The following is a 26,344-nucleotide window of genomic DNA, read 5'->3' on the forward strand; positions in this document are numbered from 1 at the left end:
ATGGAGACGGTTGATAACCCTTAAGCCCGGTTCGTGGCAACCACGCTGCAATGAGAGTCGTCGTTTCTATCGGAGGGAGTGTGCTCGCGCCCGACCTGGACGCGAGACGGGTCGAAGGTCACGCCGCGGTCGTCGAGAGACTCGCCCGCGAAGGGGTCGAACTCGGCGCCGTCGTCGGCGGCGGCGGCGTCGCGCGCGACTACATCACCGCGGCGCGTGACCTCGGCGCGAACGAAGTCCAACTGGACCAGATCGGAATCGACGTGACGCGCATCAACGCACGCCTCCTCATCGCCGCCCTCGGACCGAAAGTCGACCCGAAGGTGGCGCACGACTACGAGGAGGCGGGCGACTCCATCCGCCGCGGCGACATCTCCGTCATGGGCGGCGTCATGCCCGGACAGACGACGGACGCCGTCGCCGCCGCCCTCGCCGAGTACGTCGACGCCGACTTGCTCGTCTACGGCACGAGCGCGGACGGCGTGTTCGACGCCGACCCGAGCACGGACGCCGACGCGACGAAGTTCGAGGAGCTCTCGGCCTCCGAACTCGTCGACGTCATCGCGCCGATGAGCCGAGACGCGGGCGCGTCCGCGCCGGTGGACCTCCTCGCGGCGAAACTCATCGAACGCTCCGGGATGCGAACCATCGTCTTGGACGGCACCGACCCCGAGCGCATCGAACACGCCGTCATGCGCGGCGAGCACTCGGGCACCGACATCATCCCCGAGGGAACCGACGACGAACCGAGCTACTGGGCCCAGCGATAGATGAGCGACGCAGACCCCTCCTCCGACGTGGCCACCGGCGACTACCGCACTGACGACCCGGACGGACCCGAGGGTCGGCCGACCCACCACGCCTTCTGGGCCGACGCCGTCGCCGACGAGATAGAAGCGCGAGACCCCGAGGAACCGGTCGTCATCAAAGGCGGCGTCTCGCCGTCCGGCGTCGCCCACCTCGGCAACTTCAACGAGATAATGCGCGGCTACTTCGTCGCCGAAGTGCTCCGCGAACGCGGCTACGACGTCCGTCAGGTGTTCACGAGCGACGACAAGGACCCGCTCCGAAAGCTCCCCCGAAAACTCGCCGACCCCGACGGCAACATCGTCGGTCTCGGCGACGTGGACGCCGGCGCTCTCGGGCGCAACCTCGGCAAGCCCTACACCTCGATTCCCGACCCGTTCGGCGAGGCCGATTCCTACGCCGCGCACTTCGCGAACCTGCTGAAGGCCGACGCGGACCGTCTCGGCGTCCCGGTCGAGATGCTCTCGAACACCGACCTCTACGCGGACGGCACGTTCGACCCCGTCGTCGAACGCGTCCTCTCGGACGTCGAGAACGCCCGTGAGGTCCTCTCGAAGTACCAGAACAAGGTCGACGAGGAGTACGTCCCGTTCAACCCCGTCTGCGAGGAGTGTGGCAAAGTGACCGAGACGGTGACGGACATCGACCTCGACTCGAAGACGGTCGACTACGTCTGCACGGACCTGACCGTCGGCGACCAGACCATCGACGGCTGTGGCCACGAGGGGACGGCGACGTTCAGAGAGGGCAAACTCCCGTGGCGGTTCGAGTGGCCCGGCCAGTGGCAGGTGCTCGGCGTCGACTTCGAACCGTTCGGCAAGGACCACGCCGAAGGTTCGTGGCCGTCCGGCGAGGACATCGCGCGCAACGTCCTCGAAATCGAACCGCCCGTCCCGATGACGTACGAGTGGTTCACGCTGAACGGCGAGGCACTGTCGTCGTCGGCGGGGAACATCGTCACTGTCCCGGAGATTCTCGAACTCCTCGAACCCGAAGTCCTGCGCTACTTCTTCAGTCTGGACCCGCGGAAGGCCCGGAATCTGGACCTCTCGCGCCTGGACCAACTCGTCGACGACTTCGACCGCTTCGAACGCGCGTACTTCGGCGAGGTGGAAGACGAGACGCTCACGGCCGTCGCCGAACGCGCATACCCGTTCGTCGTCGACGAGGTACGCGAGGACCGCGTTCGCCTCCCGTACACGTTCGCGGCCGTCCTCGGGATGACCGACGACAGGGACCTCAGAGTGCAGATGGCGTACAACGAGGGCCACTTCACCGACGAGACGCCCGAATGGGCCATCGAAGAGGCGCTCGAACGCGTCGAGAAAGCCCGCGCGTGGGCCGAGCAGATGGACAACGCGTACAACTACCGCTTGCAGGTCGAGATGCCCGAGACCGACTTCGGAGACGACGTCGCCGCTGCTCTGGAGGACCTCGCAACGTTCGTCGAGGACGGACACGACGGCGAGGAGATTCAAGGCGAGATATACGAGACGGCCAAACGCCACGACATCGACGTGAGCGACCTGTTCGGCGCGGGCTACCGCCTGTTCTTCGACCAGACGCAGGGGCCGCGTCTCGGCGAGTTCCTCGGCGACTTAGACCAGCAGTTCGTCGTGAAGCGGTTGCGGCGCGAAGAGTAGTCGGTCGCGGACCGACTCAGTTCTCCTCGATGGCGTCGATGACGACCATCCCGACGACGGCGAGTCGGGGGTCGACGTCACCCGTCAGGTCTATCTGGTACTTGTCCCGGAAGGAGAACGCCTCGGAGACGTCGCCCAGTTTCTCGCCCGACGGCGAGACGATGTCGTAGTTGAACGGGATGAACGTCGTCACGTGGCGGCGAAGCAACGCCATCAGCGTGCTGTCCTCTCGGACCGTCGCCACCGTCTGCCCGTCGGGACCGAGCAGTTCGTACTCGTGTTTGAAGAAGGACATCACGCTGCGCTTGACCGACCCGATTCGGTCGCCCGTCTCCGAGTCGACGATGTCGTACGCGGCGGCCACGTCGAGGACGCTGTCGGCCTTCACGCGGAACCGTTCCTCGCCCGTGTCGGGGTCGGTAAAGCGGAAGTCCTCTTTCAGTTTGAACCTCTTCTGCTTGGACTCCAGAATCGCCGTGTCGCCCTCGTAGACGCGGTATTTGTTCCCGATGCGTATCTTCTGTCGGACCTCGTAGTGGCTCCCGTCGAACATCGTTCTCGGGCGAGCGTTCTTCGCTCTCACGGATAGTGTTTCGGGCGACGCGGGCAGATTTATGTCACCGTCTCGCGTACCCCTCATCTACGTTAGACGGGCCACAGACGCCGACCCGGCGTACTCTTCCCGTGTCACCCGTCGTGCGGAGGTCACAATGGCACTCATCGAACTCAACTTCGGGCGCGGACGAACCGACGACGACTCCACCGACGACGCCGTCGAGATTCCGATTCACGACGACGAGACGGAGTCGTCTTCGAGGGGACGAACGCTCCTGCGCGTCCTCCTCGTCGTCGCCACCGTCGCCGCGGCGGCGTATCTCTTCTCTCGCCGCGCGAGTGCGCCCGACGACTCGGAGTTCGCCGAGATTCCGCTGGACGACGACAAGGCGGAGGCGGGCGTCGAACCGACCGACGAGTGAGCGTCCGCGGCAACCCGAACGTCTTTCAGCGCTGACCCCCTCCTTTCCGACGATGAACACCCTACTGTGGGTTCTCGTCGGTCTACTGGCGTACTCTCTCGTCGCCCTCCTCCTGCGTCGATACGGCCTCCTCCCGTCGTCGATTCGCGTGCAAGGTCCGTTCACGACCGTTCACACGAAACGGGGGCGCGACTTCATCGACTGGGTCGCGAGACCCAAGCGGTTCTGGCGAGCGTGGACCAACCTCGGCCTCGGTGCGGCACTCGTCATCATGGTCGGGATGTTCCTGTTCCTCCTCGTACAGGGGATATTCATCCTCCGGAACCCGCCCGCGCCCTCGGCGGTCAACCAGCCGCAGAACTTCCTCGTCATCCCGGGCGTCAACGACTTCCTGCCGCTCTCGGTGGCTCCCGAAATCGTCCTCGGCCTCCTCGTCGGACTCGTCGTCCACGAGGGGGGTCACGGCATCCTCTGTCGCGTCGAGGGTATCGACATCGAGTCGATGGGTCTCTTCCTGTTCACCATCATCCCGCTCGGGGCGTTCGTCGAACCCGACGAGGAGAGCCAGCGAAACGCCTCCCGCGGCGGCAAGTCGCGGATGTTCGCCGCAGGTGTGACGAACAACTTCGCGGTCACCATCGTCGCGTTCGCTCTCCTGTTCGGTCCCGTCATCGGTTCTATCGCCGTCGCACCCGGGATGGCCGTCGCGGGGTCGTACGACGGGTCGCCCGCCGCCGCCGCCGGTATCGGTCAGGGCGACCGGATAACGGCCGTCGGCGGCGTCGCCGTCGACAACGAGACGACGCTGGAGTCGGCGCTCCAGTCGACCGACGACCGCTCGGTCGAAGTCGAACTCAACGGCGGTGAGAGCGCCGCAGACCCCGACGAGCGGACGGTCACCGTCGAGCGGTCGCTCATCGTCGCCGGGTCCGTCGCGGGAAACCCGGCGAACCTCTCGGTCGGTGACGACCCGATAGCCGTCACCGCGGTGAACGGGACGCCCGTGAACACCCAGACCGGGTTCGTCGAAGCCGTCGGCGAGGACCGGTTCGCCACGGTGACCACCTCTCGCGGCGACGTGACCATCCCCGTCGGCGCGTACATCACTCGCGTCGCCGAGGACGGGCCGCTCGCCAGTGCGGGTGCACCCACAGACGGGAGCGTCATCGTCACGGCCATCGACGGCGAACGCGTCGCGTCCGCCACCGACCTCGACCGCGTCTTAGACGGGACGCGCCCCGGCGAGACGGTCCCGGTCGAACTCTACGACGACGGCGAACTGCGGACGTACGACGTGACGCTCGGCGAGAACCCCTCCGACGGCGGTGGCTTCCTCGGCGTCAACCTCTTCCCCGGGTCGAGCGGCCTCCTCCTCACGGACTTCGGCGTGCAGTCGTACCCCGCGGGCACGTACGTCGCCCTTCTCGGCGGCGACGGCGGGTCCGACGCCCTCGGCATCTCCGGCGCTATCGCGGACTCGCCGCTCAGCGCCGTCTACGTCGCGCTCATCCTCCCTCTCGCGTCGCTCGTCCTCGGTATCCCGAACTTCCCGGGCTTCACGGGTAACGTCGCCAACTTCTACAGCATCGCGGGGCCGCTCGACTTCCTCGGTTCGGGGGTGTTCCTCCTCGCGAACGTCTGCTTCTGGATGGCGTGGATAAACCTCCAGCTGGCGATGTTCAACTGCATCCCCGGCTACCCGCTGGACGGCGGACGCATCCTCCGGACGAGTACGGAGGCGGTCGTCTCGCGCCTCCCGGTGTCCGAACCGTACACCGTCGTCCGAACCATCACGACGGGCGTCGGACTGACGATGCTGCTGTCGCTCATGTTGCTCGTGTTCGGGCCGACGATTCTCGGCGGCTAGACGCTGCGGCGGGCGGCGGCTGAGGCGAGGGGCGACGGACTCCTCCGGCGTCAGTCGTCGTCGGGTTCGACGCCTTCTCGCTCGTAGAACGCTTCGGGCGTCGCGTCGATTCGCTCGAACGTGCCGAAGTCTCGCTCGTGGTGTCGGATGAGCTGTTCGATGATCCACGAACTGAACGTCTCGTCGAACCGGAACAGTCCCTCCGGCGTCTCCACCTCGAACCGGTCGTCCGTCGCGAAGGCGACGTAGACGTGGTAGAACCCGAGGATGACGTCGACGAAGTCGGCCGCTTTCGACCCGGAATCGCGGCGTTTCTCCGCGAGTTCGTCGCGGCCGGCGTCCGTGAGTTCGAAGTACTTTCTGTCCGACTCTTCTTCGCGTTCGACTCGGGTGGTCCAGCCCTTGTCCTCGAACTTGTAGAGGATGGGGTAGACGGACCCGTAGGAGGGCTCCCAGTGGCCACCGCTGATGTCGTTTATCTCCTTCAGTATCTCGTAGCCGTACCGCGGCTTCTCGTCTAAGAGTTCGAGCACGAGGTACGAGATGAGTCCCTTCGGGGGGCCACTCTTCCGCATCGGACGTGAGTTCCTATCCACTCCGTGAAAGGGTTTCGGTCGTCGCGGGAATTTCTGCATGTTCGTCAGGTTCGTTCACGAACGACGCACCGGACTCGCAACTCCCATACGGGAGGGATTCTAACCCTCTCCCATGCCAGAAGCCCCACCGACCGACGAGGGTTGGTTCGTCCTGCACGACTTCAGAACCGTGGACTGGGACGCGTGGCGCGCCGCGCCCGAACACGAACGGGACCGCGCCGTCGGCGAGGGCGTCGAGTACCTCCGCACGCACGAGAACGTCGAAGACGCCGACGAGGGTGCCTCGGCCGTCTTCTCCGTCCTGGGACACAAAGCGGACCTCCTCGTCGTCCACTTCCGACCGACGTTAGACGACCTCTCGCGCGCGGAACGGCAGTTCGAGCGAACGTCGCTCGCGAACTTCACCGAACAGACCAGTTCCTACGTCTCTGTCACCGAGATTTCGGGCTACGTCTCGCAGGACTACTTCGAGGACGAGGACGCCGACGTCGACGAGGGTCTCCGTCGGTACATGGAGGGGAAACTCCACCCCGAGATTCCCGACGACCAGTACGTCTCGTTCTATCCGATGTCGAAGCGCCGCGGCGAGACGCACAACTGGTACGACCTGCCGTTCGACGACCGCGCGGAGATGATGTCCGAACACGGCGACACCGGCCGGGAGTTCGCCGGGAAAATAAAGCAGGTCATCGCCTCCTCCGTCGGCTTCGACGACCACGAGTGGGGCGTGACGCTGTTCGCCGACGACCCGACGGACATCAAAGACATCGTCTACGAGATGCGCTTCGACGAGGCGTCCTCGAAGTACGGCGAGTTCGGCGAGTTCTACGTCGGACGCCGGTTCCCGCCCGCAGACTTGGGCGCGTACCTCGCGGGCGAGTCCGTCCCGACGGACGAGGGAGACTCCGCACACGCCGAACACGGCGCGCACGGGTCGGCACACGGCCACGCGCACGGCGACTCTCCCCACGGTGGCGGCGGCCATGGTGGCTCCGCCGGCGGCGGCAGCGGACACGCTCACGGCGACGCACCGCACGGCGACTCCGGCGAGGGCGACGAGACCGAGAGCATTCGCGGCGAACTCGAAGACCTGAACATCTACGCGGGCAAGCCGCACGGCGAGGACGTGTACGCCACCGTCCTCTACTCCGAGGCGGATGCAGACGAGTTGTTCGAGGAAGTCGAGGGACTGCGCGGCAACTTCGAACACTACGGCACGCACGTCAAGACGGCCGTCTACACCGCGAACGAGCGCGACCGGTCGGCCGTCGTGAGCATCTGGGAGACGCAGTCCGCCGCGGAGACGGCGGCGGGGTTCCTCTCGGAACTCCCCGGAATCGTCTCGCGTGCGGGTGAAGAGTCCGGATTCGGGACGATGGGGATGTTCTACACGGTCAAACCCGACTACCGCGAGGAGTTCGTCGAGAAGTTCGCGACGGTCGGAGAACTCCTCTCGGACATCGACGGCCACCAGGACACGGACCTGATGGTAAACACCGAAGACGAGAACGACATGTTCATCGCCAGCCAGTGGGACGCCCGCGAGGACGCGATGGGCTTCTTCCGCTCGGACGCCTTCCGCGACACGGTCCAGTGGGGTCGCGACGTTCTCGCTGACCGCCCGCGACACGTGTTCTTAGCGTAGGTCCGCGAACGGAGTGAGCGGCTCTCTCAGTCGCTCGTCGCGCCCGTTCGTCGCGCCGGGCCCTGTTCCTGGAGCTTTCCGATGCGCCAGCGGAGTGCGAGGACCGTCACGAGGCCGACGACGAGAGCGCCGTTCACGACGTACAGTGCGGTCGTGTAGTTCCCCGTCGTCTCGAGGACGAACGACGCGAGTTGCGGCCCCGCGATGCCGGCGGCGCTCCACGCCGTCAGCGCGTAGCCGTGGATGGCGCTGACGTCCTCCGTGCCGAAGAGGTCACTGAGGTACGCGGGGAGGCAGGCGAACCCGCCACCGTAACAGGTGATGACGAGGAAGATGGCTGCCGAGAGTATCCAGACACCGGTGAGCGCGGGCATCACGAAGAACGCGGCTATCTGGATGACCATGAACGCGGCGTACGTCGTCGTCCGGCCGATGTAGTCCGACAGCGTCGACCAGAAGATGCGCCCGCCGCCGTTGAAGATGCCGATGTAGCCGGTGATGAACGCGGCCGTCGTCGCCGTCGCGCCGGCGATCTGTTGCAGCATCGGCGAGGCGAACGCGAGCAGCATGATGCCCGCCGAGACGTTGATGAAGATGATGAGCCACACCATCCAGAACCGGGGGGAGGTGCGCGCCTCGGTCGCGGAGAGATTGGTGAGTCCCGACAGCGCGCTCTTGGCCTTCTCCTGGGCGTTCTCCTCGTCCTCCATCCCGGCGGGGAGCCAGCCTTCCGGCGGTTTGGCGAGGTAGCTTGCCCCGGCCGCCATCAGGACGAGATAGAGGGCTCCGAGCGCGTAGAACGCCGGCGCGACGCCGAAGCTCTGGATGAGGAAGTTCCCCAGCGGTCCGGTCAGCAGCGCACCGGCCCCGAATCCCATGACCGCGAGGCCCGTCGCCATCCCGCGTCTGTCGGGGAACCACTCGACGAGCGTCCCGATGGGCGAGATATAGCCGAGTCCGATACCCATCCCGCCGACGACGCCGAACGTCGCGAGAAACAGCGGGAGACTGCCCAGTTGGACGCTGAGCCCCGACCCGACCATGCCGAGACCGTACAGGACGGCCGCGGCCAGACCGGACTTCCGCGGACCGTACTTCTCGACGTACTTCCCGAGGAACGCCGCCGTGATTCCGAGCACGAACACGGCGATGGAGAACGCCAGCGTGACGCTCGACGTGCTCCACCCCTGCGTCTCGTTCAACGGAATCTGATAGATACTGTACGCGTAGATGCTCCCGATGGAGAGGTGAATGGCGACTGCGGACAGCGCGATCAGCCACCGATTTTTGTCGGCTTCTGTCGTGGACATTACCCGACGTAGCGGTACAAAGATGATTAAGTACTGTTCTACCACGAGGCCACCTCTGCTTTCCAAACGTAAGTTAGCGATAGCTAACTCTGTACTGAAGTGAGAGCTGTGCCGACGAAGCGGCGACGCCCTCGGCGGCGAACTCGTACGACTCGGTGTCGCCGAGAGCAGTACGCGACTCAGGACGCTCTCGCCCGACGAAACGGGGGTCTGTTCACGACAGTCGAAGTGAGTTCCGCTCCGACTAGTCACGTAGGGAGACACTACCACTGCAGCATCCTCGAACTCTCGTCGTGCGGTTTCGAATGGAAACGGAGGGGTCTCTCGGGCGCTCGAACCTGCGTAAGAATATCGAACCGAACCGCACCGCGTGCCTACCGCCGAACCGCACCGCGTGCCTACCGCCGAACCGCACCGCGTGCCTACCGCCGAACCGCACCGCGTGCCTACCGCCGAACCGCACCGCGTGCCTACCGCCGAACCGCACCGCGTGCCTACCGCCGAACCGCACTGCATGCCTACCGCCGAACCGCACTGCATGCCTACCGCGCCTACCGCCGAACCGCACCGCGTGCCTACCGCCGAACCGCACTGCAACTGGAACCGCTTCGGACCGCCCGCAACCGTCCGCTGCCGACTGCAACTGGAGTCGTCAACCATGTTCGGTCGCCGACGGATTCTTCCCGTTTTCGGAAGTTCCGCCGTCCGACCTGCGCGCCGACCCGCCGGCCGTCGCCGACTGCTTTGCGCAGTTTCCTCTCTGATTGGTGACTACTTAGGTATGATTCGATTGTGGCGAGGTAAACCGTCGCTTTCGTTCGGTAAGCCGACCGTTCCCGGAACGTAATCGGTCGTTATACCCGCCGAGAAGCCCCGAGAACGCGGTCGTTCGAACGGACAGGGTCGTGCCGGCCGTCAGCGCAGGGACGCGCCGTCGGGCGTGATTCGCGTCTCTCGTTCGAGGACGCCGTCGACGCCGACGGCCAGAACCGTCTCGCCGACCATCGCCATCGTCGCCGCCCCGCCCGCCTCGCGTACTCGGTCGACGGACGCCCGCACGGACGCCGTCGGCAACCCGGTTCGGTCGGCGAACGTCCACGCCGTCTCGAACCACCTCGACAGGGGCGTGTCGGGGTCGAACGCGGCGAGTGCGTCGGTTCCGGCGGTCTTCACCTTCCGCATCGACGCGGGGTCGCCGAGCACGGACTCGGTCGCGATACCGCCCGTCGAGACGTACTCGACGCGGTCGGTCCGGTCCATCCGCTCTCTGCCGTCGCCCGTGTTCCAGACGAGGCCGCCGCGGTCCTGGACGAAGACGTCGCCCAGACCGGTTCCGGCGGCGACTTCGGCGCGGTGTGCGGCTTCGACGACGTCGTCCCGCGTCAGGCCGAGGTCGAAGGCGGCGTCGGCGGCGAGGGCCGTCGAAAGCGTCGCCGCGCCGCTCGCGCCGAAGCCACACCCGATGGGAACGTCGGCGGAGAGGCTCACGGCGGCGCTGACGCCGAGCGAACCGAGGACGCCCTCGACGGGTTCGAATTCGGTCGGTTCTCCGTCGAGTCGAACGGTCGTCTCGTCGGCGGGTTCGACCGTCGCACCGACGCCGTCTTCGACGGTGAAACTGACGCCGAAAGAGCCCTCGCCGTCGTCTCGGGGTGCGAAGACGGTGGTGACGCTGCCGGGTGCGTACGCTGTCGGCATAGGTCGACGCAGGAGGCCGAGACGGGTAAGCGTGCCGCCGTCCGTGGATTAGGACGCTCGTTCTTCGAGGTACGTCTCGCGCGTCGTCTCCTCGTCTTCCGTCCGAAGCAACGTCTCCACCCGTCGCTCGAACTCCTCCTCGTCGATTCGCCCCTCGGCGTATCGCTCTCGGAGGCGGGCGAGCGCTTGGTCGTCTTCCGTCTCGACGCGCGTTTGCTCGCCACGTTCGCTTCTGTGACCTCTGCTCGACTCGGTGTCGTCGGTGAAGCGGCCGTACGCGAGCGTCAGGAGCGCGGTGACGAGAAAGAAGGAGACGAACGAACCGACGGCGGACCCGCCGTTGACGAGCGCGAACAGTCCGAGGAGGGCGGCGACGACGAACGAGAACGCCCACGGGTGGTCGCGGACGAATCGCTCGAAGTCGAATCCGTCGTCTGTGAACGGCATCGTCCGATTGTTATCACCGGGTTGAAAAAACAGTTCGGTCGTCGCCGTCGGTCAGTTCTCGCGTGACCGCCGGTAGCCGACGACGCCGAGAACGCCGCCGACGAGAGCCACGGCGTCCCACGGCGAGGGGTCGATTCCGCGCCGGCCCGCGTCGCGCCGAATCCACGCCGCCAGCGCGACGTGGACGACGGCGGTCAGTCCGACGAACGTCGTTCTCTTTCTCATCTCAGTCCGCGGAGTTTCGCGGCCCCGCGGAGGGCCGTTTGTCGATACCGGCGGCGGCGATGTCGTCGCCGTCGACGGAGGAGCGAAGCGAGTCCATCCCGTCGTCGCGTTCGATGCCGAAGTTGTCCGCGTACAGGTCCTTCACGCGCGTCAGTTCCTCGTCCGTGAGTTTCGGCACGTCGCTGGCGGCGGCCCACTCGGTGATGTCCGCCTTCGTGTGGAACGTCGGCGTCACCGTCGCGACGGCGTCGTGGCTGAGGAGGAACGCGATGGCGGCCTGTCCCATCGTTCGCTCTCCCTCCCGCTCTAAGAACCGGAGCGTCTCCAACTTCTCCCATCCGGTCTCGTACCAGGCGTCGGGCCGGAAGCCGCGGTGGTCGTCCAAGTCGTGTCCCGTCTCGGGCGTCACCTGTTCGTTCAGGAGGCCCGAGGAGTGCGGGACGCGAGGGACGAGACTCGTCGAGGAGCCAGTGTGCTCGATTGTCTCTAAGAAGTGTTCGCCGACCTCCTGTTCGAAGAGGTTCCAGACGAGTTGCACCGAGTCGAACTCCTCTGTGATGGCCATGTCGCCCTCGGCCAGCCAGCCGATAGAGGGGCCGAGCGCCCACCCGACGGCGTCGACGAGGCCCTCCTCTCTCAGTTCGTCGAGCGCTTCCAGGACGTCCTCGTCCACCTCGTCGACGTTCGCGTTGTGGAGTTGGAGCAGTTCCACGTGGTCGACGCCGAGGCGGTCGAGGCTCTTCTCGGTCGCTGACCTGACCCACTCGCCCGTCATCTCCTTCGGGAGTTCGCCGTGGCCCGCCTGCGGGTTGTTGTAGAAGTCGTAGCCGACTTTCGTCGCGAGCGTCACCTCGTCGCGGTACTCGGAGACGGCCTCGCCGACGACTCTCTCGCTCTCGCCGTGGCCGTACACGTCGCCGGTGTCGAAGTACGTGATACCCTCTTCGATGGCGTGGTGGATGAGGTCGATAGAGTCCTGCGTCGTCCGGTCGCCCCACCAGTCGGTGCCGACGACCCACGCACCGAAGCCGACTTCGCTGACCTCCACGTCGGAACCGCCCAGCGTCCGGTAGTTCATGTCTCTGGCTTGGGAGTCGGCTCACTTAGCCCGAACGGTTCGAGAGTCGAACGGTCAGATGTACCCGAGGTCTTTGAGCTGTTGTTCGGGGACGTTCAGAGCCTCGTCACCCTCGTTGCTCTCGTGCGTGTGCGCTCTGATCCACTCGGCCACGTCGTACACGTCGCTCGGAACGGTGTCAGTCGTCGAGGCGACGAACGCGCGGAACGAGTGGGCCCCCGGTTCGTCGTCGCCGAGGAACGCCGTCTGCATCCCGTGGTCGCTCAACAGGAGGAGTTCGTCGTCTTCGCCCATCGCCGCGAGGTGTTCTTCGACGAACCCCTCGACTCGGCGGTACGAGGCTTCGAGCGACGCCTCGTCTTCGGCGTACATGTGGCCCGCCGCGTCGGGGGTGTGGACGTGGACGCCCGCGAGCGAGACGTCGTGGTTCAGCATCTCTCTGGCCCAGCCGAACTGCTCGGCGGCGACGCCGTACAGTCGGCGCTCGAACGGCGCTTTCCCGAGGCCGTCGTTCGCCTCGCTCATGAGGTCCCAGACGTTCCGCAGGTCCTCGTCGGCGGTCACGCCCGGCCAGTTACGGACGACGGCGCCGGGGAGGTCGAACACCGACTCGGCGTCCGTTACGCCGATTTCGTCTCGGTCGCCCGTGGCGTCGCGTGCGACGTCGCCCAACAGTTTCCGCGTGGAGTTGGGGAGCGCGGCCGTGAACTTCGAGGCCAGTTCGAGCACCGGATTTCCCCACGTGGTCACTTCAGCGCCGCTGACGCCGTGTTCGTCGGGGGAGAGGCCGGTCGCGACGGTGGCCCACACCTCGGGCGTCAGGGGCACGTCCTTGGTGTGTGCGTACGTTCCCAACTCGCCGCTCGTCTCCAGCGTGAGTCCGTCCAACCCGAAGCGGTCGACCAAGGCCGCATCGAGTGCGTCGAGGGCGAAGACCGTGAGAGCCATACGCCTGAGTTAGATGTGACCTGTATAAATCTGCGTGTCTCGGGGACGCACCGCTGGACGTGACGGCGCAACGAACGGTCTCGTCGCACTCGCCCGAATCCGCGCGTTGATACCGACGCGTCGTGAACGCGAGAGCGATGGACGACCTGCCGGTCAGCGTCGCGTTCCTCCGCGCGGCCGACCTGACTGACGAACAGCGCGCCGCCCGCGAGTGGTGCGAGAGCGTCGCCGACGTCTCGGACGTCTCTCTGTCCGCCGTCGCCGACGGCACCGCTTCGCTCGCCGACTACGACGTCGCGTGGTGGCACCGTGACACACCGCTCGACGAACGCGTCCGCGAGGAGGCGGCCGCCTGCGCCGACGAACTCTCCCGCTTCTTCGACGCCGGCCGCGGACTCCTCCTGTCGCTTCACGCGCTCTCGGCCGTCGGCCCGTTCGGTATCGACGACGTGGAACCAGACGCCGTCGGCGTCGAGACGCCGTCGGAGCCGAGCGGTTTCATCAAGAAGCGACTGTACGACGACCACCCGCTGTTCGAGGGGTTCCCGCTCCGCGAACTCCACACGCAACCGGCGGACGTGACCCGACCGTACGCGCGGTACGAACGCGTCCTGCCCGCGTCGGGCGACGTCGTCGCCTCCACGATACGCGCCGAGGAGTTCCACGTCGCCCAGAAGACGGTCTTCGCCTGGGACGTCGGAGCGGACGGCGTCGGCGACGCGTACGGTCTCGGTTCCGAGGTGGCGTTCCTCCCTCACGCGGACTACGAGATGGCCGACGCGCAGCGACGAATCGTCCGCAACGCCCTCGCACTCCTCGGTGGCGACGCCGGGCGCCGTCCGACTTTCAGCGACCGACCGGACGAGACGACGGGGTTCGACGCGATGCGGCGCGAACTCGCGGGCGACCACCGACGGCCGCACTACCACTTCGCACCGCCCGCCCACTGGCTGAACGACCCCAACGGAATTATCCAACACGAGGGGACGTACCACGTCTTCTATCAGTACAACCCCGGCGGGCCGTTCCACGGCACGATTCACTGGGGACACGCGACGAGCGACGACTTGCTCCACTGGGAGGACAACCCCGTCGCCCTCACGCCCGACCCCGACGGCCCGGACAGAGACGGCGTCTGGTCGGGATGCGCCGTCGTCGACGACGATGGGACGCCGACGCTCGTCTACACCGGGGGTCGCGACCGCGACCAACTGCCGTGTCTCGCGACGGCCGACGACGCGACGCTCGACACGTGGACGAAACACGACGACAACCCCCTCGTCGCCGCGCCGTCCGAGGACATCGACCTCTTGGAGACGGACGACTGGCGCGCGGAGTTCCGCGACCACAACATCTGGCGTCGGGACGGAACGTGGTACCACCTCATCGGCGCGGGCGTCGCCGACACTGGCGGTGCGGCCCTCCTCTATCGCGGGGAGAACCTCCGCGACTGGGAGTACGTGGGTCCGCTTCTCGTCGGCGACTGGGAGGGCCACGGCGTCGTCTGGGAGTGCCCCGAACTCCTCGACTTCGGCGAGAAACAGGTGTTACACGTCTCGAACTACAGCCACGTCGAGTACTTCCTCGGCACGGCGTCGCTGTCGGACCCATCGTTCGAGGTGGAGCACCGCGAACGCCTCGACTACGGGAACTACTACGCGCCGCAGTCCACCGAGGCGGACGACGGCCGCATCCTCACGTGGGGATGGGTACCCGAAGCCCGGGACGTGGAGGCGCAGTGGCACGCCGGGTGGTCCGGCCTCCTCACCGTCCCGCGCGAACTGTCGGTCGAAGACGGCGAACTCCGCCAACGCCCCGCCGCGGAACTGACGGACCTCCGCGCGCGACACGTCGGGACGGGGGCTTTCACGCTCGCGCCTGGGGAGTCGCGGACGCTCGCCCTCTCGGGCAACGCCTACGAACTCGCCGTCGAGGTTGCCGTCGACGCCGACGCGACGTTCGAACTCGGCCTGTTCGAGTCGCCCGCGGGCAACGAGCGAACGGTGGTCCGGTACGACGGCGACGCCGTGACGGTCGACCGGTCACAGAGCGCTTTGGACCGGGTTCCGGACACCGACGAGCAGACGATGCCGGTGGCGGGCGACTCGCTGTCGCTCCGCGCGTTCGTCGACGGGTCGGTCGTCGAACTATTCGCGAACGAGCGTCGGTGCCTGACGAGTCGCGTCTACCCGACGCGCGCGGACGCGGACGGCGTCTCGCTCCGGGCCGTCGGCGGCGGCGTGGAACTGTCGTCCGTGGACGCGTGGGAGATAGACGCGGTGTTCCCGGCGGGCGAGTCGTCGCGGCCGACTCAGTAGCCGTAGCCGCGCGGGTCGCGTTCGGCGTCGCCCTCCCACCAGTCCGCCGGAAGCGACTCGCGGGCGAGGGGGAGGTGGCCGTGTTCGAGTTCGCCGCGGATTCGCGTCTCCGTCCCGTCGAGGAGGATTCTGACCGTCGGTGCGAACGTCCCGCCGAAGCGCCGCATCTGCTCGTCTTCGGGCAGGAGAGCGACGTCGTCCATCGACGGGCGGTCGTAGTCGAAGTAGTTGAAAAAGGAGGTGACGAGGAGTTCGTCGCCGTGGTCGTACGCCAGCCACGAGTACGCTTGGAACGGCGCGTTCTGCGGGTTGGTGAGGACCATCCCGTGGCCGTTCAGCGGTTCGTAGTCGCCTCGCAAGTCGTCCGCGGCGAACCCGTACAGCGCGTCGTAGCCCTCGATGCCGGGCGCGAACGTGTGGTGGTGACTGGAGATGAACAGGTAGTAGGTGCCGTCGCGGACGACCAGATGCGGGCGTTCGAGTTCCTGATTCACGCAGACGGCGTCCAAGAGCGGCGGCCGGAGTTCGAAGTCGGTCGGGTCGCCCGTCGGCGAGCGAGCGATGCCGACGCTCCCGTTGAACTCCTGTTGGTGAGCGTCGCCGCCGCAGGCGTCGGAGCCCTCGGGGACCGGACTGTTCGCCTCGAACAGGAGGTACGTCTCGCCCGACTCGGGGTCTTCGAAGAACCACGGGTCGCGGAACGTGTATATCATCCCACGGCTCTGGTCTTCTCTCTCGTACCACTCGCCGTCCGGTCGCAGGAGCGAGGAGTGGTCCCACGGCCCCTCGACGTGGACGCCGTCGTCGTCGGCGGTGAGGCTCCCGCCCTCGGCGACTGCGAGGTGTTGCGTGTAGGAGAGTTCCGACTCGTCTCGGTCTCCGGCGGCCGTGTAGTAGAAGTAGAGGTCACCGTCGTCGTAGAGCGCAGAGCCCGCCCACTGCCGAGAGCCGAGTGCGCCTCCGTCCTCGAACACGCGCCCCCCCGTCTCCCAGTGCTTCCCGTCTTCGGAGTAGAAGTAGCGGAGCGTCGCCACGTCGTGGCGCTTGCCGGGAAGGAGTTCCGAGGACGCGGTGAGGGCGACGACGACGCGATACCCACCGACTTCGGCGGGCGTCCCGTCGCGGTTCCGGAGCCACCACGTGTCCCAGATGTGCAGTTCGTCGTCCACCTTCGCCTCAGGTGGGTAGATGATGGGTGCGACGTTCGCGTCGTCTCGTCGGAGGCCCGCGGCGTGACCGCGCGTCCACGCCGACCGGTCGTCGTCTCGGCGTTCGTGTTCGCTCATACACCACCCTTCCGCGAACTGTGTAAAGTGTTCGTCGGTCTCGGACTCTTTACTACGAGTGTAGTGACTCGGTTCGGGACGGTACGACGCACTTCCGAACGTCTCGGTGCGGTTACTCGATAGGCACACACAACCGAACGGATTAGTTCGTCGGGGACGAACGCGAATCCCATGACGAAAGTCCACGTCTCTCTCCCCGCGGAGGCGGAACGGAACGTCCGAGCGTTCATCGACGAGGTGGACGACCGACTGTCCTCCGAGGAGGATACGTGCGAGGTGGTCACCCAGACGCTCGTCGACCTTCATGGCGACCGAGAGGCGTACGAACGCTGGCAGTCCGGCGAGGACCTCTCGGCGGCAGAACGCGTCCGACTGCAGGGGTACGACCCGTGTAACGCGACGCTGGAGTCGGAGTACTACGCCGAGAAAGACGAGTCTCGATTCACGGAGTCGAAGTACCTCCAGTGGCTCTGGCGACAGTTCGACGCCACGCCGATGGCCGACAACATCCACTTCGCGCTCCGGTTCCGGCAGATGCTCGCGAACCACCTGTTCGACGAGTGCGGCGAGGGCTGCCGGTTCTTCAAGGGAATCACGTTCACGTACGGTCACAACATCTCCGTCGGCGACAACACCGTGATTCACGACGACGTCCACCTCGACGACCGGGGGAAACTCACTATCGGCGACCGCGTCTCCATCTCTGACGGCGTCCACCTGTACAGCCACGACCACGACGTGGTCGACCAGACGGCGATTCGCAACTTCCACACCGTCGTTGAGGACGACGCTCGCGTCACCTACGACGCGATGGTTCGCGCGGGCATTCGCGTCGGCGAGAACAGCGTCGTCGGCGCGCGTTCGGTCGTGCAAGGCGACGTTCCGAAGCACCACATCGTCGCCGGGACGCCCGCGAAGACCATCCGCGTCAAACCCGGGTGGGAGTCCGTCGCCGACCCGAAGCGTGACCGCCTCGTCAACCGCCAAGACGAGCGTGAGATTCCGTACGACCTCCCCGAGGGCCTCGACGCCTTCGACGAGTTCCAACGGACGCTCACCCCGCCGGACGACCCGGACGCGCCGAACGCCGACGCGGACGACTGACTCGCGACAGACTCCGACACCGACGGAGACGCGAACGCGACGGCTGACGCCCTCTTCGCCCGCGTTTCGACCTCGCCCGAACGATAAAGTAGTTTGGTAGCCAATGTCACAGTATGGAGCCGTGGGGATGGATCCTCGTCTACGCCATCGGGCTCGCGATACTCCAGCTACTGGTGTATCGGTATCTCCTGAACAGCGGCGACGAAGTGGGCTACGACGGCGTGTTCCGAGAGCGAGACGACCGCCCCGACGGACCGGTCGCACAGGGGACGGACAACGGCGGGCTGGTAGGACGGCCGGGCGTCGCCGTCTCCTCGCGGACCGCGGCGTCCGACCGGCCCGAGAGTTCGACCGAGGGCCGGTACTGTCCGCACTGCGGGACGATGAACGAACCGGACCGCGTCTTCGACCGGTGTTGGAACTGCACGAACCGACTCGCGTGAGACGCGAACGCACGCCCGAAGACGCGCGGAGACCGACCGGAGCGCCGTGACCAGAGCGATCGCCGTCAACGTCGCCGCTAACTCGACGCTCCCGGGCGTCCGCGGACCCGTCTACGCCGACGGCACGTTTGCGTACGTCCCCATCCCCGAACGCGAACCCACGCGACGGGACGCGTCGGTTCCGACGTACGCCGACCTCGACCCGCCCGTCGAGATTCCCGAGGCCGTCCGCGACGCCCCGGTCCACCTCGACCCGGAGTTCTCGTCGTACCCCTACTGCGAACGCGACACCTACGGCGACGACCACGGCGTCAAAGCCGGCCCCATCTCGACGCTCGACCCCGGCGACTGGCTGTTCTTCTACGCGACGCTGGACTACCATGGCGACGCCGCCTCGGCCGCGGACTACCTCGCTCCCGACTGGGGTGCGTACCTTGTCGGCGGTTTGGAGGTGGACGTCGTCGTCACCGGCGAGGACTACGAGTCGCTCTCGGCGGACGAACGCGCCCGTTTCGCGAACAACGCGCACGTGAAACGCGAGACGTTCGACGCGCGGGTGCTCGTCGCCGGAACCGACCGCTCCGGGTTGTTCGACCGAGTCGTTCCGCTCTCGTCGCCGGAGGCGGGCGCGGACGCGAACCGACTCGTCACGGACCTCTCGAACGACTCCGGAAAGGGACCGTGGTGGCGTCGCGTCCTCCGATTCGACGCCGACGCGACGGCCGAACTCCTCGCGGTCCTCGACTCACGGGCGTTCGGGCCGTACCTCGACTGAGCGCGTTCTATCTACCGAACGAGACACTCACGGACGCGAACGTTTTTGACCGATGCCGAGAGAGTCGCAGGCATGGACGAAGGGGGTTCGCCGCTCTCTCGCCGTCGCTTCCTCGGGGCGAGCGTGGCGGGTATCGCGGCGCTCGCGGGGTGTGGAGGAGTCAACGCACAGAACGACCGACCGGACGACACCGCCAGTTTAGGCTACGTTCGTCTCTTGAACCGACACGAGGAGGCACACGTGGTCCACGTCCTCGTCGAACGCGGCGACGAGGTGGTGTTCTGGTCGTCGTACGACCTGCCGGGCGCGGCAGGGGAGTTGACCACGACGAACGTCGACGGGCCGTGGGTGGACGAGACGGGCGAAGGGGCCTATCGGGTCTACTTCCGCGTCGACGACAGACAGGAGTGGAAGACGTTCAGCACGGCCGAGAGCGACCTCGACTGCTACGGTCTCGAAGCGCGCGTGAACGACGGCGCGGGACTGGGTCTGTGGGTCGAACACCAACCCGACGTGTGTACCGAGGCGACGACGACGGAGACGGAGTCGTAATATGTCTTCTGAGACATAATTTATATCTCGCAAATTTAACTAAAATTCAAACTTAATTGCTATCAGTGCCATCATTGGTGTATATCTGGGGTCCTGTAGTAGTGTAGGCATGGTAACAAGCCACGGTGTGAAGTCGATCAATGAGTACAAGAAGTGGAGAGTACGGGCCGAGCACAGCACCGAGATCGCAAAACCGTTCCTAAGACATGATGGAGAATTTGGCGGAAAAACAAAAATGGAGGTACACATAAAACTATTTTTAGAGGGATATAATAGCTTACAGGATGCTCACCAGATATTTAGCATACCAGACTTTGACAGATTCCTGAGAGAACTTGTCAAAAGAATATCTTACGTCGAACCCGAGTTAGTTGATATTCTAAAACCGTCGAAGGTCGCGTTAGGAATTCAGCATCCGGATCCTGTAAATGAAGCATACAAAAAAGGTGATTTAAGATTCGTAACACAATTTTCACCGTTCACGTTTTTTAGCGCAAAGCAACCCAGCTTTGATAGACCCACGCTTTGGTGGCCTGATGCTAAGCCTTGGGAGGTTCTTGATTTTGAGAAGCCAGAAACCACTATTGTTGAAGGTACCGTTGATCCAGACCATTCCAGTTATAATACTAAGTTGGCTACTTTCATTGATCAAGCACCTCATCTAGAGTTGCCAGACAGATTCAAAAAACATCTTCTATAATAGTTTTGCTATGTTTGGATTAGTGATGCTAACCTCACAAGTGAAAAGCGATCTGTTGGCAGAAAACCCGAATTACGCTCGCTCTGTTCACTCGCTGATTCACTCCTTCTGGTCAGGGTCGCTTCGTTAACTATAGCTTGGTGACTTCGACTCTTCGTCTGGTCCCGTGAGAAAATGCGCCGGCCGGGAATCGAACTCAGACTATTAGCTTGAAAGCTATCGACTATCTAGGGCAGTTAACTTAATTTACCCACGAATCCTCCTGAAGCCGATGGTGGACATCAACGACCCGAAAGGGTACGAGGACAAAAAGGAGAAGGCTCTCTCCTTACTCAAACAAGCCGAAATCGACGACAGGGACAAACAGGCCATACTCGCGCTCTACGGACTGCGGGAGACGACCGGCGGTTACGAACCGAGTACGCAGAAAACTCTTCTCACTAACCTGAAGCGAGTCGCCGAACTCACCGAGAAGCCAATCACCGAATGGGAACACACCCCATACCACTCCGACCACACCGAGTTCTTCCAAGGCATCAGCGACGGGAGCAACCCGAACGCACCAGATGGTGGGTACTCCGATAGCTACGTCGGTAACCTCCGTCGTTCCGTGAGCGTGTTCCTCAACCATCTCGGTCGAGAGTGGAACGAGGATATAAAAGTCGGTCAGCCCTCCGACGGCAAAATCACCGAGGAAGACTGTTTCACCTCGGACGAGACGAGTCGCCTGTTCGCCATGACCGACGGTCGAGACTCCGCTATCATCGCCATGTGGCTCGCCACGGGGCAGCGCCTCGCGGCTATGGCGAGCATCCGTGCGGAAGACGTGACAATCAATGGAAACAGAGGAGGGTTCCATCTCAATCCGAAAGCTATCGGGCTCAAAGGAGCAGAAGGCTATCGGCCTCTTCTGTGGAGTGCTCCGTACATCGGACGCTGGCTCGACCAGCATCCGACATATCCTGACGTGGACCCAGACGCCGCCCTATTCGTGTGTGCCCGGAGCGGCCCCGAGTACGACCTCGGCGACCCCCTCGGACCTTCTGGGTTCACGAAACTACTCAAACGAGCATGTGAACGCGCGGGTATTAACCAATCTAAAGCACAGACTCACCGTCTGCGCCACACCGCGATCCGCCGCATGATTCGAGACGGCCTCTCGGACCAGTGGATTAAGTACATGGTCGGATGGAGCGAGGACTCCCCGCAACTCCAGCGATACGGGAGTCTGCGCGACAAGACGAAGGCGCGGGACATCGAAGCGCACTACGGACTGAATCCAGAGGACGACGAGGATGACCATCAGTTGTTCGAGAACTGCCCGGCGTGCGGCACTCCCATCTCTGAACTCATCAAAGCGTCTTACTGTCCTTCGTGCGGTCTCGCCCTCTCCCACGACACCGAACGCATGGAAGCCGAGATAGAGAACCGTCTGTGGATAAGCAAGAAATGAGGCGACCAAGAGAAGGCCGACCGTGGCGTTGATGTAGTGAAACAGATCCTCGATAGTCCAGCGGCGAGAACCGAGGTAATGGAGGCGCTGAAAGACGAACTCGTGTCTGAAATAGAAGGCGAACTCGGTTTGTAGCGACCGGTTACCATCTCCACGAACAACTAACCTCTCTCATCAATCTAGTATATTTTGCCCAAATGCCATTTGGTCAAAATACAAGCAAACTATTGTTTTCAAGCAAAATTTGAGAAGTTGTAAGTGCGCCGACCGGGAATTGAACCCGGACCGCGGGCTTGGGAAGCCCGAGTCCTACCATTGGACCATCGGCGCTTGGTGACCGTAGTCGTGGTAAGCTAACTTTCCCACACGGGTTATGTGTTGGGAATCTAATGTCCTACCATTGGACCACCGGCGCGCTTCGTTTCACTCGCGCTTCTGGGTCGACCGCGCTTCGCTTGCTCGACCACTGGCGCTCACCTCGTTCGCACCGCGCACCTCAACCTAACCCCCCGACTGCACTTGAACGTAGCGTTTCGCAGACTTCGGCCGACTCGCTCCCGACGAAACTGGACGCGCGTCCATAGAAACGCGCCGAAGGGTGCCTATTAGTTCTCCGGCGCGTAACCATCTCGCATGAGTTCGGAACCCACGATTCTCGCCGACACCGCCCCGTTGGACCTTCGCCTCTCGGACGACGAACTGGAACGGACGCACCAGCACATCCTCCAGTTCCTCCGCGACGTGGTCGACGACGCCGGTGCCGACGGCGCGGTATTGGGTCTGTCGGGCGGCATCGACAGCACGACGGTCGCCTACCTGGCCGCCGAAGCGTTCGGTCCGGAGAACCTCCACGGCCTGGTGATGCCGAGCGTGGTCAACACCGAGGAGAACATGAGTGACGCCGAACGCGTCGCCCAGGAGTTGGGAATCGAGTACGACGTCGTCGAGATTCAGCCCATCGCCGAGACGGTGTTCGACACGTTCCCCGAGGCGGCGGACGACAAGATGGCCGCGGGAAACGTCTACGTCCGCCTCCGCGGCGTCCTCAACTACTTCGTCGCCAACCACGAGGGGAAAGTCGTCCTCGGCACGGGCAACCGCGCCGAAGCGCTCTCGGGCTACTTCACGAAGTACGGCGACCAGGCGGTCGACTGCAACCCCATCGGCAACCTCTACAAACAGCAGGTCCGCCAACTGGCCGCGCACGTCGGCGTCCCCGACGACCTCGTGACGAAGACGCCCTCCGCCGAGATGTGGTCGGGGCAGACCGACGAGGAGGAGATGGGCATGGACTACGACACTCTGGACGCCATCCTCGCGCTCCACGTCGACGGCCCCCTCTCGAAGTCGGCCACGATAGACCACCTCGGCGTGACCGAATCGCAGGTCGACCGCGCGGTCGAACTGTACGAGAAGAGCGAGCACAAGCGCCACATGCCGCCCGCACCGGAACCGCTCGACCTGTAACGCTCCGGTCGCCACTCCGCCTTCTTCCGCCTGTCACTCCCGCGAGCGTCTGATATCGTCGACGTAGCGCTCGTGAAGACGAGCGAACGCCTCCGCCTCCGCGGTTTCGCGCGCCTCGTCGCTCCCGTCGTCTCGGAGTCGCTCCTTCACGACGCCGAGTGCATCCGGACGGTTCCGCGCTATCTCTTCTGCGACGTGCCGCGGGTCGTCGGCGACACGGGAGACCAGCCCCATCCGGAGGGCTTCGTCGGCGTCGACGACCCGTCCGGAGAGCGCGAGGTCCATCGCCTCGCCCTCGCCGACGACTCGCGGGAGGCGAACGGTGCCGCCCCACGCGCCGAACAGTCCGAACTCGACGCCCGGTTCGGCGAACGTCGCCGTCGGCGTCGCGACGCGCAGGTCGCACGCCAGCGCCATCTCGACGCCGCCGCCGCGGGCCGCGCCGTCCACGCCCGCGACGACGACGGCGGGGGAGTCGGCGATGGCGTTCGCCGCCCGTTGACCCCGCCGCGCGAACGCTTCCGGGTCTGCGACCTCGGAGACGCTGTCTAAGTCCGCGCCCGCGCAGAAGTTCCCGCCCGCCCCGCGGAGGTAGACGACGGGCGTCTCTTCGGGGTCGACGTCGGTCACGGCGGTCGCCAGGTCGTCGAGGTCAGCGGGGCGCAACGCGTTCCGTCGGTCCGGCCGGTCGAGCGTGACGGTGCGCACCGACCCGTCCGCCGTCGTTCGAATCATGCGCGTCTGTGCTACCCGTTTTCCAAAGGTCTTTGCCCTTCCCGCCGTAACTCTCGGCTAATGGACGACGCCGTGCGGGCCCGTAATGCCGCACGAGAGGCGCTCGACGATATCGAGCCAGACCGCCTCCGTGAGGTGTTGTTCGACCGCCTCGATGACGCCTCGATGACGCCAGGGGTGCTGACCGTCCTGAGTGCGCGCGCACTCGACCCCGGTGTAGACCCGGACGCGGACGGCATCGCCGAACGCGCCGCGGGCGTCCAACTCATCTACGAAGGTCTCAGACTCACGCGAACGCTGGCCGAGACGGAACCGTGGCTCGCGAGCGAGGAGGCCGACGACAGCGACATCGAGGGTGACCTCGACATTCTCGCCGCCGACGTCCTCGTCTCTCGCGGGTTCTACGTCCTCGCGCGAACCGACGCCGCCGAACGAGCGGTCGAAGTCGTCCGCGCGTTCGGACGCGACCAGACGCTCGCACGCGACCCGGAGGCCGCGGACGGACTCGACCGAAACCTCGAAGCAGACGTCTTCGCGCTCGCCGTCGTCGCCGGAACCTCCGCCGTCGGCGGCGACGCCCCGCCCGCACTCCTCGACTACGCCGCCGAACTCGCCCGCGAGTCCGACGGCGATAACCGACTCCAACCGGCGTCGACGGCGTTCTCCGACACGACGACCGAACGCATCGCGTCGCTGTCGGTCACCGCCCAGACGGACGACCGCGTCCCGTCTTCGGCCACGGACCGATGAGCACCCTCGTGCCGTGAAACTCGGTGACGCGGCGTCACCGAATCGAAACGCCTAAAGACGAATCCAGACAACGACAGTATGCGTGCCTGGGTAGCTTAGCGGTAAAGCGCGTCCTTGGTAAGGGCGAGAGCGACGGTTCAACGCCGTTTGCTTAACCGACGGCTACAGGCTCTAACACCCCATTTTCCGCCTTCTCTCAACTCGAAAGAAGGTGTACCCAAGTGTACGATAACGCTAAGACACAAACAGGCTCCTGTACGACGATTAGTTCTACAACCGAGACGTTTCCCGCAAGTGATGAGGTGAGCGTATGAACCACGGTGACCCGCTCGACAATATCCCTTCATCGAGCGTCGAAGACACTGAGGTTCTACCACCGGCTACCTCTGAGGTCGAATTTTCGTTCCCGCTCGTAAGTAAACGTACCAAGGATGACCTGGACAAGTTCGGCGTCAACATGCTCGGGGACTACGAGGACTTCAAAGAGGAGGTTCTGACGTGGTTCGCCAACTACGGTAAGAATCCAGAGAAGGGTGACGGATTAGCAGATAGTACACTCCAGTCGACTCATTACAAGCTCGAAACCGTGTTCCGCTGGCTGTGGGACTACGAGGAGGAGTACACTACGGACCTAACTCCAGCAAAAGCCGAACGGTTCATCCATCTGTTGAATATGTCGGATGGGATGATTGATTCGAGCGTCCTCCACCACGTGAAGGTCATCAAGCGGTTCTTCAAGTACCACAACCACGTCCACGGGACAGATTGGGAGTGGGACCCGGACGTCGAGTTGAGCCAAGCAAACGGAGACGAGCGTGATTTCCTTCATCGAGCGGCGTTTCGGTCGCTTTACAAGGCCGCGTTAGACTTCGACTCGGTCAAGAGCTATCACAGTTCGTCGATGACTCCCGAGGAGCGCGACCGAATCAAGACGTACCTTGCGCAGAGTGAGGGCGTGCCGAAAGAGAAAATCGGGGCTGAAGAGTTCAAGAACGCGAACTCGTGGAAAACACCCTCGCTTATCGCCGTCACCCTCGATACGGGGCTTCGACCCATCGAGGTGGGGCGAGCGACGGTTGATTGGGTGAATCTCGAATCGCACGAGCTGAACATCCCCAAAGAAGAGTCGACGAAGAACACCGAATACTGGAACTGCACGTTGAAGAACCGGACTGTGAAGGTGCTACGTCGATGGCTCGATGAACGAGCTACCTACGACAAATACCAAGACCGAGACGAACTCTGGTTGACGAAGAAAGCGACACCCTACAGTTCCAAATCCTGTAACTATCTACTGAATCGACTCATCGAGGCTGGTAACGTCCCGATTCCAGAACACAAGGATGTCACGTGGTACTCGATTCGACACGGTGTCGCGACGCATTGGGCGAACCACATCGGTCCTCACCACGCCAAGGAGCAACTTCGCCACAAGAGCGTGACGACGACGATGAAATACCTACACTCCGACCCGGAAATGCGGTCCACGGCGGTGGAACAAATCTGGTGAATTGGCCAGT

General features: G+C 64.5%; 25 protein-coding genes and 1 tRNA gene. 15 read left to right on the top strand and 11 right to left on the bottom strand.

Annotation, left to right across the window (positions count from 1 at the left end; genetic code table 11):
- Positions 1-50 precede the first annotated feature (50 nt).
- Together pyrH and lysS are read left to right on the top strand one after the other, a co-directional pair.
- A complete protein-coding gene (gene pyrH, locus BM282_RS08910; RefSeq protein ID WP_089879625.1) occupies positions 51-770 on the top strand; it encodes a UMP kinase in 720 nt (239 codons plus the stop codon).
- Positions 771-2,450, top strand: a complete 1,680-nt coding sequence (lysS, locus tag BM282_RS08915) for a lysine--tRNA ligase (RefSeq protein ID WP_089879628.1) — start codon at positions 771-773, stop codon at positions 2,448-2,450.
- A gap of 16 nt (positions 2,451-2,466) precedes the next feature.
- On the opposite strand, the gene BM282_RS08920 is transcribed toward lysS, so the two are convergent.
- Positions 2,467-3,003, bottom strand: coding sequence for a hypothetical protein (locus BM282_RS08920; RefSeq protein WP_089879630.1), 537 nt, complete (start codon positions 3,001-3,003; stop codon positions 2,467-2,469).
- 157 nt (positions 3,004-3,160) lie between these two features.
- Here BM282_RS08920 and BM282_RS08925 point away from each other — a divergent pair, with 157 nt between their 5' ends.
- Together BM282_RS08925 and BM282_RS08930 are read left to right on the top strand one after the other, a co-directional pair.
- Complete coding sequence (locus tag BM282_RS08925) at positions 3,161-3,427, top strand: hypothetical protein (RefSeq protein WP_089879633.1); 267 nt, start codon at positions 3,161-3,163, stop codon at positions 3,425-3,427.
- A 52-nt stretch (positions 3,428-3,479) separates the two neighbouring features.
- Positions 3,480-5,294, top strand: coding sequence for a site-2 protease family protein (locus tag BM282_RS08930; protein WP_089879635.1), 1,815 nt, complete (start codon positions 3,480-3,482; stop codon positions 5,292-5,294).
- A 50-nt stretch (positions 5,295-5,344) separates the two neighbouring features.
- Here BM282_RS08930 and BM282_RS08935 read toward each other — a convergent pair whose 3' ends face one another.
- On the bottom strand, positions 5,345-5,869 hold the full coding sequence (locus BM282_RS08935; RefSeq protein ID WP_089879638.1) for a PadR family transcriptional regulator: 525 nt from the start codon (positions 5,867-5,869) through the stop codon (positions 5,345-5,347).
- Positions 5,870-6,002: 133 nt separating this feature from the next.
- Here BM282_RS08935 and BM282_RS08940 point away from each other — a divergent pair, with 133 nt between their 5' ends.
- Entirely contained in the window at positions 6,003-7,535 is a 1,533-nt protein-coding gene (locus BM282_RS08940) for a heme-binding protein (protein ID WP_089879641.1), read from the top strand.
- A gap of 26 nt (positions 7,536-7,561) precedes the next feature.
- Here the strand turns inward: BM282_RS08940 and BM282_RS08945 are convergent, their stop codons facing one another.
- The 6 genes from BM282_RS08945 to BM282_RS08965 form a co-directional block, all read right to left on the bottom strand.
- Positions 7,562-8,845, bottom strand: a complete 1,284-nt coding sequence (locus BM282_RS08945; protein WP_089879644.1) for an L-lactate MFS transporter — start codon at positions 8,843-8,845, stop codon at positions 7,562-7,564.
- A gap of 915 nt (positions 8,846-9,760) precedes the next feature.
- Entirely contained in the window at positions 9,761-10,543 is a 783-nt protein-coding gene (locus BM282_RS08950; RefSeq protein ID WP_089879647.1) for a GHMP family kinase ATP-binding protein, read from the bottom strand.
- Positions 10,544-10,591: 48 nt separating this feature from the next.
- On the bottom strand, positions 10,592-10,990 hold the full coding sequence (locus BM282_RS08955) for an SHOCT domain-containing protein (protein WP_089879651.1): 399 nt from the start codon (positions 10,988-10,990) through the stop codon (positions 10,592-10,594).
- A gap of 51 nt (positions 10,991-11,041) precedes the next feature.
- Positions 11,042-11,215: a hypothetical protein gene (locus BM282_RS18500; protein ID WP_175501457.1), complete on the bottom strand. Its 174-nt coding sequence runs from the start codon at positions 11,213-11,215 to the stop codon at positions 11,042-11,044.
- 1 nt (position 11,216) lies between these two features.
- The gene (locus tag BM282_RS08960) at positions 11,217-12,293 is read right to left on the bottom strand and encodes an aldo/keto reductase (protein WP_089879655.1); all 1,077 of its coding nucleotides are present in this window, start codon (positions 12,291-12,293) and stop codon (positions 11,217-11,219) included.
- Between the two features lie 54 nt (positions 12,294-12,347).
- Positions 12,348-13,241 (bottom strand): alkaline phosphatase family protein, encoded by an 894-nt coding sequence (locus BM282_RS08965; RefSeq protein ID WP_089879658.1) that lies wholly within the window; start codon positions 13,239-13,241, stop codon positions 12,348-12,350.
- A 137-nt stretch (positions 13,242-13,378) separates the two neighbouring features.
- Between BM282_RS08965 and BM282_RS08970 the strand changes: the two genes are divergently transcribed.
- On the top strand, positions 13,379-15,559 hold the full coding sequence (locus tag BM282_RS08970; RefSeq protein WP_089879661.1) for a GH32 C-terminal domain-containing protein: 2,181 nt from the start codon (positions 13,379-13,381) through the stop codon (positions 15,557-15,559).
- Here the strand turns inward: BM282_RS08970 and BM282_RS08975 are convergent.
- Complete coding sequence (locus tag BM282_RS08975; protein WP_089881075.1) at positions 15,553-16,845, bottom strand: glycoside hydrolase family 68 protein; 1,293 nt, start codon at positions 16,843-16,845, stop codon at positions 15,553-15,555. The two genes, BM282_RS08970 and BM282_RS08975, sit on opposite strands and share 7 nt — an antisense overlap.
- Positions 16,846-17,016: 171 nt before the next feature.
- Here BM282_RS08975 and BM282_RS08980 point away from each other — a divergent pair, with 171 nt between their 5' ends.
- The 6 genes from BM282_RS08980 to BM282_RS09000 all read left to right on the top strand — a co-directional run bounded on the left by BM282_RS08980 (position 17,017) and on the right by BM282_RS09000 (position 21,872).
- Positions 17,017-17,949: an acyltransferase gene (locus BM282_RS08980; protein ID WP_089879664.1), complete on the top strand. Its 933-nt coding sequence runs from the start codon at positions 17,017-17,019 to the stop codon at positions 17,947-17,949.
- 113 nt (positions 17,950-18,062) lie between these two features.
- A complete protein-coding gene (locus BM282_RS08985; protein ID WP_089879667.1) occupies positions 18,063-18,392 on the top strand; it encodes a DUF7577 domain-containing protein in 330 nt (109 codons plus the stop codon).
- Positions 18,393-18,438: 46 nt separating this feature from the next.
- Positions 18,439-19,167: an Nmad3 family putative nucleotide modification protein gene (locus BM282_RS08990; protein ID WP_089879670.1), complete on the top strand. Its 729-nt coding sequence runs from the start codon at positions 18,439-18,441 to the stop codon at positions 19,165-19,167.
- 72 nt (positions 19,168-19,239) lie between these two features.
- The gene (locus BM282_RS08995) at positions 19,240-19,719 is read left to right on the top strand and encodes a hypothetical protein (protein ID WP_089879673.1); all 480 of its coding nucleotides are present in this window, start codon (positions 19,240-19,242) and stop codon (positions 19,717-19,719) included.
- Between the two features lie 109 nt (positions 19,720-19,828).
- The gene (locus BM282_RS18150) at positions 19,829-20,419 is read left to right on the top strand and encodes a hypothetical protein (RefSeq protein ID WP_139229703.1); all 591 of its coding nucleotides are present in this window, start codon (positions 19,829-19,831) and stop codon (positions 20,417-20,419) included.
- 271 nt (positions 20,420-20,690) lie between these two features.
- Positions 20,691-21,872 (top strand): tyrosine-type recombinase/integrase, encoded by a 1,182-nt coding sequence (locus BM282_RS09000; RefSeq protein ID WP_089879676.1) that lies wholly within the window; start codon positions 20,691-20,693, stop codon positions 21,870-21,872.
- 259 nt (positions 21,873-22,131) lie between these two features.
- Here the strand turns inward: BM282_RS09000 and BM282_RS09005 are convergent.
- Positions 22,132-22,202 (bottom strand) — tRNA-Gly (locus tag BM282_RS09005).
- 303 nt (positions 22,203-22,505) lie between these two features.
- Between BM282_RS09005 and BM282_RS09010 the strand changes: the two genes are divergently transcribed.
- On the top strand, positions 22,506-23,339 hold the full coding sequence (locus BM282_RS09010; protein ID WP_089879678.1) for an NAD+ synthase: 834 nt from the start codon (positions 22,506-22,508) through the stop codon (positions 23,337-23,339).
- Between the two features lie 33 nt (positions 23,340-23,372).
- Here BM282_RS09010 and BM282_RS09015 read toward each other — a convergent pair whose 3' ends face one another.
- Entirely contained in the window at positions 23,373-24,074 is a 702-nt protein-coding gene (locus BM282_RS09015; protein WP_089879680.1) for an enoyl-CoA hydratase/isomerase family protein, read from the bottom strand.
- Positions 24,075-24,134: 60 nt separating this feature from the next.
- Here BM282_RS09015 and BM282_RS09020 point away from each other — a divergent pair, with 60 nt between their 5' ends.
- Complete coding sequence (locus BM282_RS09020; RefSeq protein ID WP_089879682.1) at positions 24,135-24,824, top strand: DUF7114 family protein; 690 nt, start codon at positions 24,135-24,137, stop codon at positions 24,822-24,824.
- 310 nt (positions 24,825-25,134) lie between these two features.
- Positions 25,135-26,334 (top strand): tyrosine-type recombinase/integrase, encoded by a 1,200-nt coding sequence (locus BM282_RS09030; RefSeq protein ID WP_089879684.1) that lies wholly within the window; start codon positions 25,135-25,137, stop codon positions 26,332-26,334.
- Positions 26,335-26,344 lie beyond the last annotated feature (10 nt).

Origin of the sequence: Halogeometricum limi (assembly GCF_900115785.1) — an archaeon.
GTDB classification, from domain to species: domain Archaea; phylum Halobacteriota; class Halobacteria; order Halobacteriales; family Haloferacaceae; genus Halogeometricum; species Halogeometricum limi.

What these genes read in the sequence shown, in the direction of transcription:
- pyrH (WP_089879625.1), top strand. Translation starts at nt 51, where the DNA reads ATGAGAGTCGTCGTTTCTATCGGAGGGAGTGTGCTCGCGCCCGACCTG.
- lysS (WP_089879628.1), top strand. Translation starts at nt 771, where the DNA reads ATGAGCGACGCAGACCCCTCCTCCGACGTGGCCACCGGCGACTACCGC.
- BM282_RS08920 (WP_089879630.1), bottom strand. Translation starts at nt 3,003, where the DNA reads ATGTTCGACGGGAGCCACTACGAGGTCCGACAGAAGATACGCATCGGG.
- BM282_RS08925 (WP_089879633.1), top strand. Translation starts at nt 3,161, where the DNA reads ATGGCACTCATCGAACTCAACTTCGGGCGCGGACGAACCGACGACGAC.
- BM282_RS08930 (WP_089879635.1), top strand. Translation starts at nt 3,480, where the DNA reads ATGAACACCCTACTGTGGGTTCTCGTCGGTCTACTGGCGTACTCTCTC.
- BM282_RS08935 (WP_089879638.1), bottom strand. Translation starts at nt 5,869, where the DNA reads ATGCGGAAGAGTGGCCCCCCGAAGGGACTCATCTCGTACCTCGTGCTC.
- BM282_RS08940 (WP_089879641.1), top strand. Translation starts at nt 6,003, where the DNA reads ATGCCAGAAGCCCCACCGACCGACGAGGGTTGGTTCGTCCTGCACGAC.
- BM282_RS08945 (WP_089879644.1), bottom strand. Translation starts at nt 8,845, where the DNA reads ATGTCCACGACAGAAGCCGACAAAAATCGGTGGCTGATCGCGCTGTCC.
- BM282_RS08950 (WP_089879647.1), bottom strand. Translation starts at nt 10,543, where the DNA reads ATGCCGACAGCGTACGCACCCGGCAGCGTCACCACCGTCTTCGCACCC.
- BM282_RS08955 (WP_089879651.1), bottom strand. Translation starts at nt 10,990, where the DNA reads ATGCCGTTCACAGACGACGGATTCGACTTCGAGCGATTCGTCCGCGAC.
- BM282_RS18500 (WP_175501457.1), bottom strand. Translation starts at nt 11,215, where the DNA reads ATGAGAAAGAGAACGACGTTCGTCGGACTGACCGCCGTCGTCCACGTC.
- BM282_RS08960 (WP_089879655.1), bottom strand. Translation starts at nt 12,293, where the DNA reads ATGAACTACCGGACGCTGGGCGGTTCCGACGTGGAGGTCAGCGAAGTC.
- BM282_RS08965 (WP_089879658.1), bottom strand. Translation starts at nt 13,241, where the DNA reads ATGGCTCTCACGGTCTTCGCCCTCGACGCACTCGATGCGGCCTTGGTC.
- BM282_RS08970 (WP_089879661.1), top strand. Translation starts at nt 13,379, where the DNA reads ATGGACGACCTGCCGGTCAGCGTCGCGTTCCTCCGCGCGGCCGACCTG.
- BM282_RS08975 (WP_089881075.1), bottom strand. Translation starts at nt 16,845, where the DNA reads ATGAGCGAACACGAACGCCGAGACGACGACCGGTCGGCGTGGACGCGC.
- BM282_RS08980 (WP_089879664.1), top strand. Translation starts at nt 17,017, where the DNA reads ATGACGAAAGTCCACGTCTCTCTCCCCGCGGAGGCGGAACGGAACGTC.
- BM282_RS08985 (WP_089879667.1), top strand. Translation starts at nt 18,063, where the DNA reads ATGGAGCCGTGGGGATGGATCCTCGTCTACGCCATCGGGCTCGCGATA.
- BM282_RS08995 (WP_089879673.1), top strand. Translation starts at nt 19,240, where the DNA reads ATGGACGAAGGGGGTTCGCCGCTCTCTCGCCGTCGCTTCCTCGGGGCG.
- BM282_RS18150 (WP_139229703.1), top strand. Translation starts at nt 19,829, where the DNA reads ATGGTAACAAGCCACGGTGTGAAGTCGATCAATGAGTACAAGAAGTGG.
- BM282_RS09000 (WP_089879676.1), top strand. Translation starts at nt 20,691, where the DNA reads ATGGTGGACATCAACGACCCGAAAGGGTACGAGGACAAAAAGGAGAAG.
- BM282_RS09010 (WP_089879678.1), top strand. Translation starts at nt 22,506, where the DNA reads ATGAGTTCGGAACCCACGATTCTCGCCGACACCGCCCCGTTGGACCTT.
- BM282_RS09015 (WP_089879680.1), bottom strand. Translation starts at nt 24,074, where the DNA reads ATGATTCGAACGACGGCGGACGGGTCGGTGCGCACCGTCACGCTCGAC.
- BM282_RS09020 (WP_089879682.1), top strand. Translation starts at nt 24,135, where the DNA reads ATGGACGACGCCGTGCGGGCCCGTAATGCCGCACGAGAGGCGCTCGAC.
- BM282_RS09030 (WP_089879684.1), top strand. Translation starts at nt 25,135, where the DNA reads ATGAACCACGGTGACCCGCTCGACAATATCCCTTCATCGAGCGTCGAA.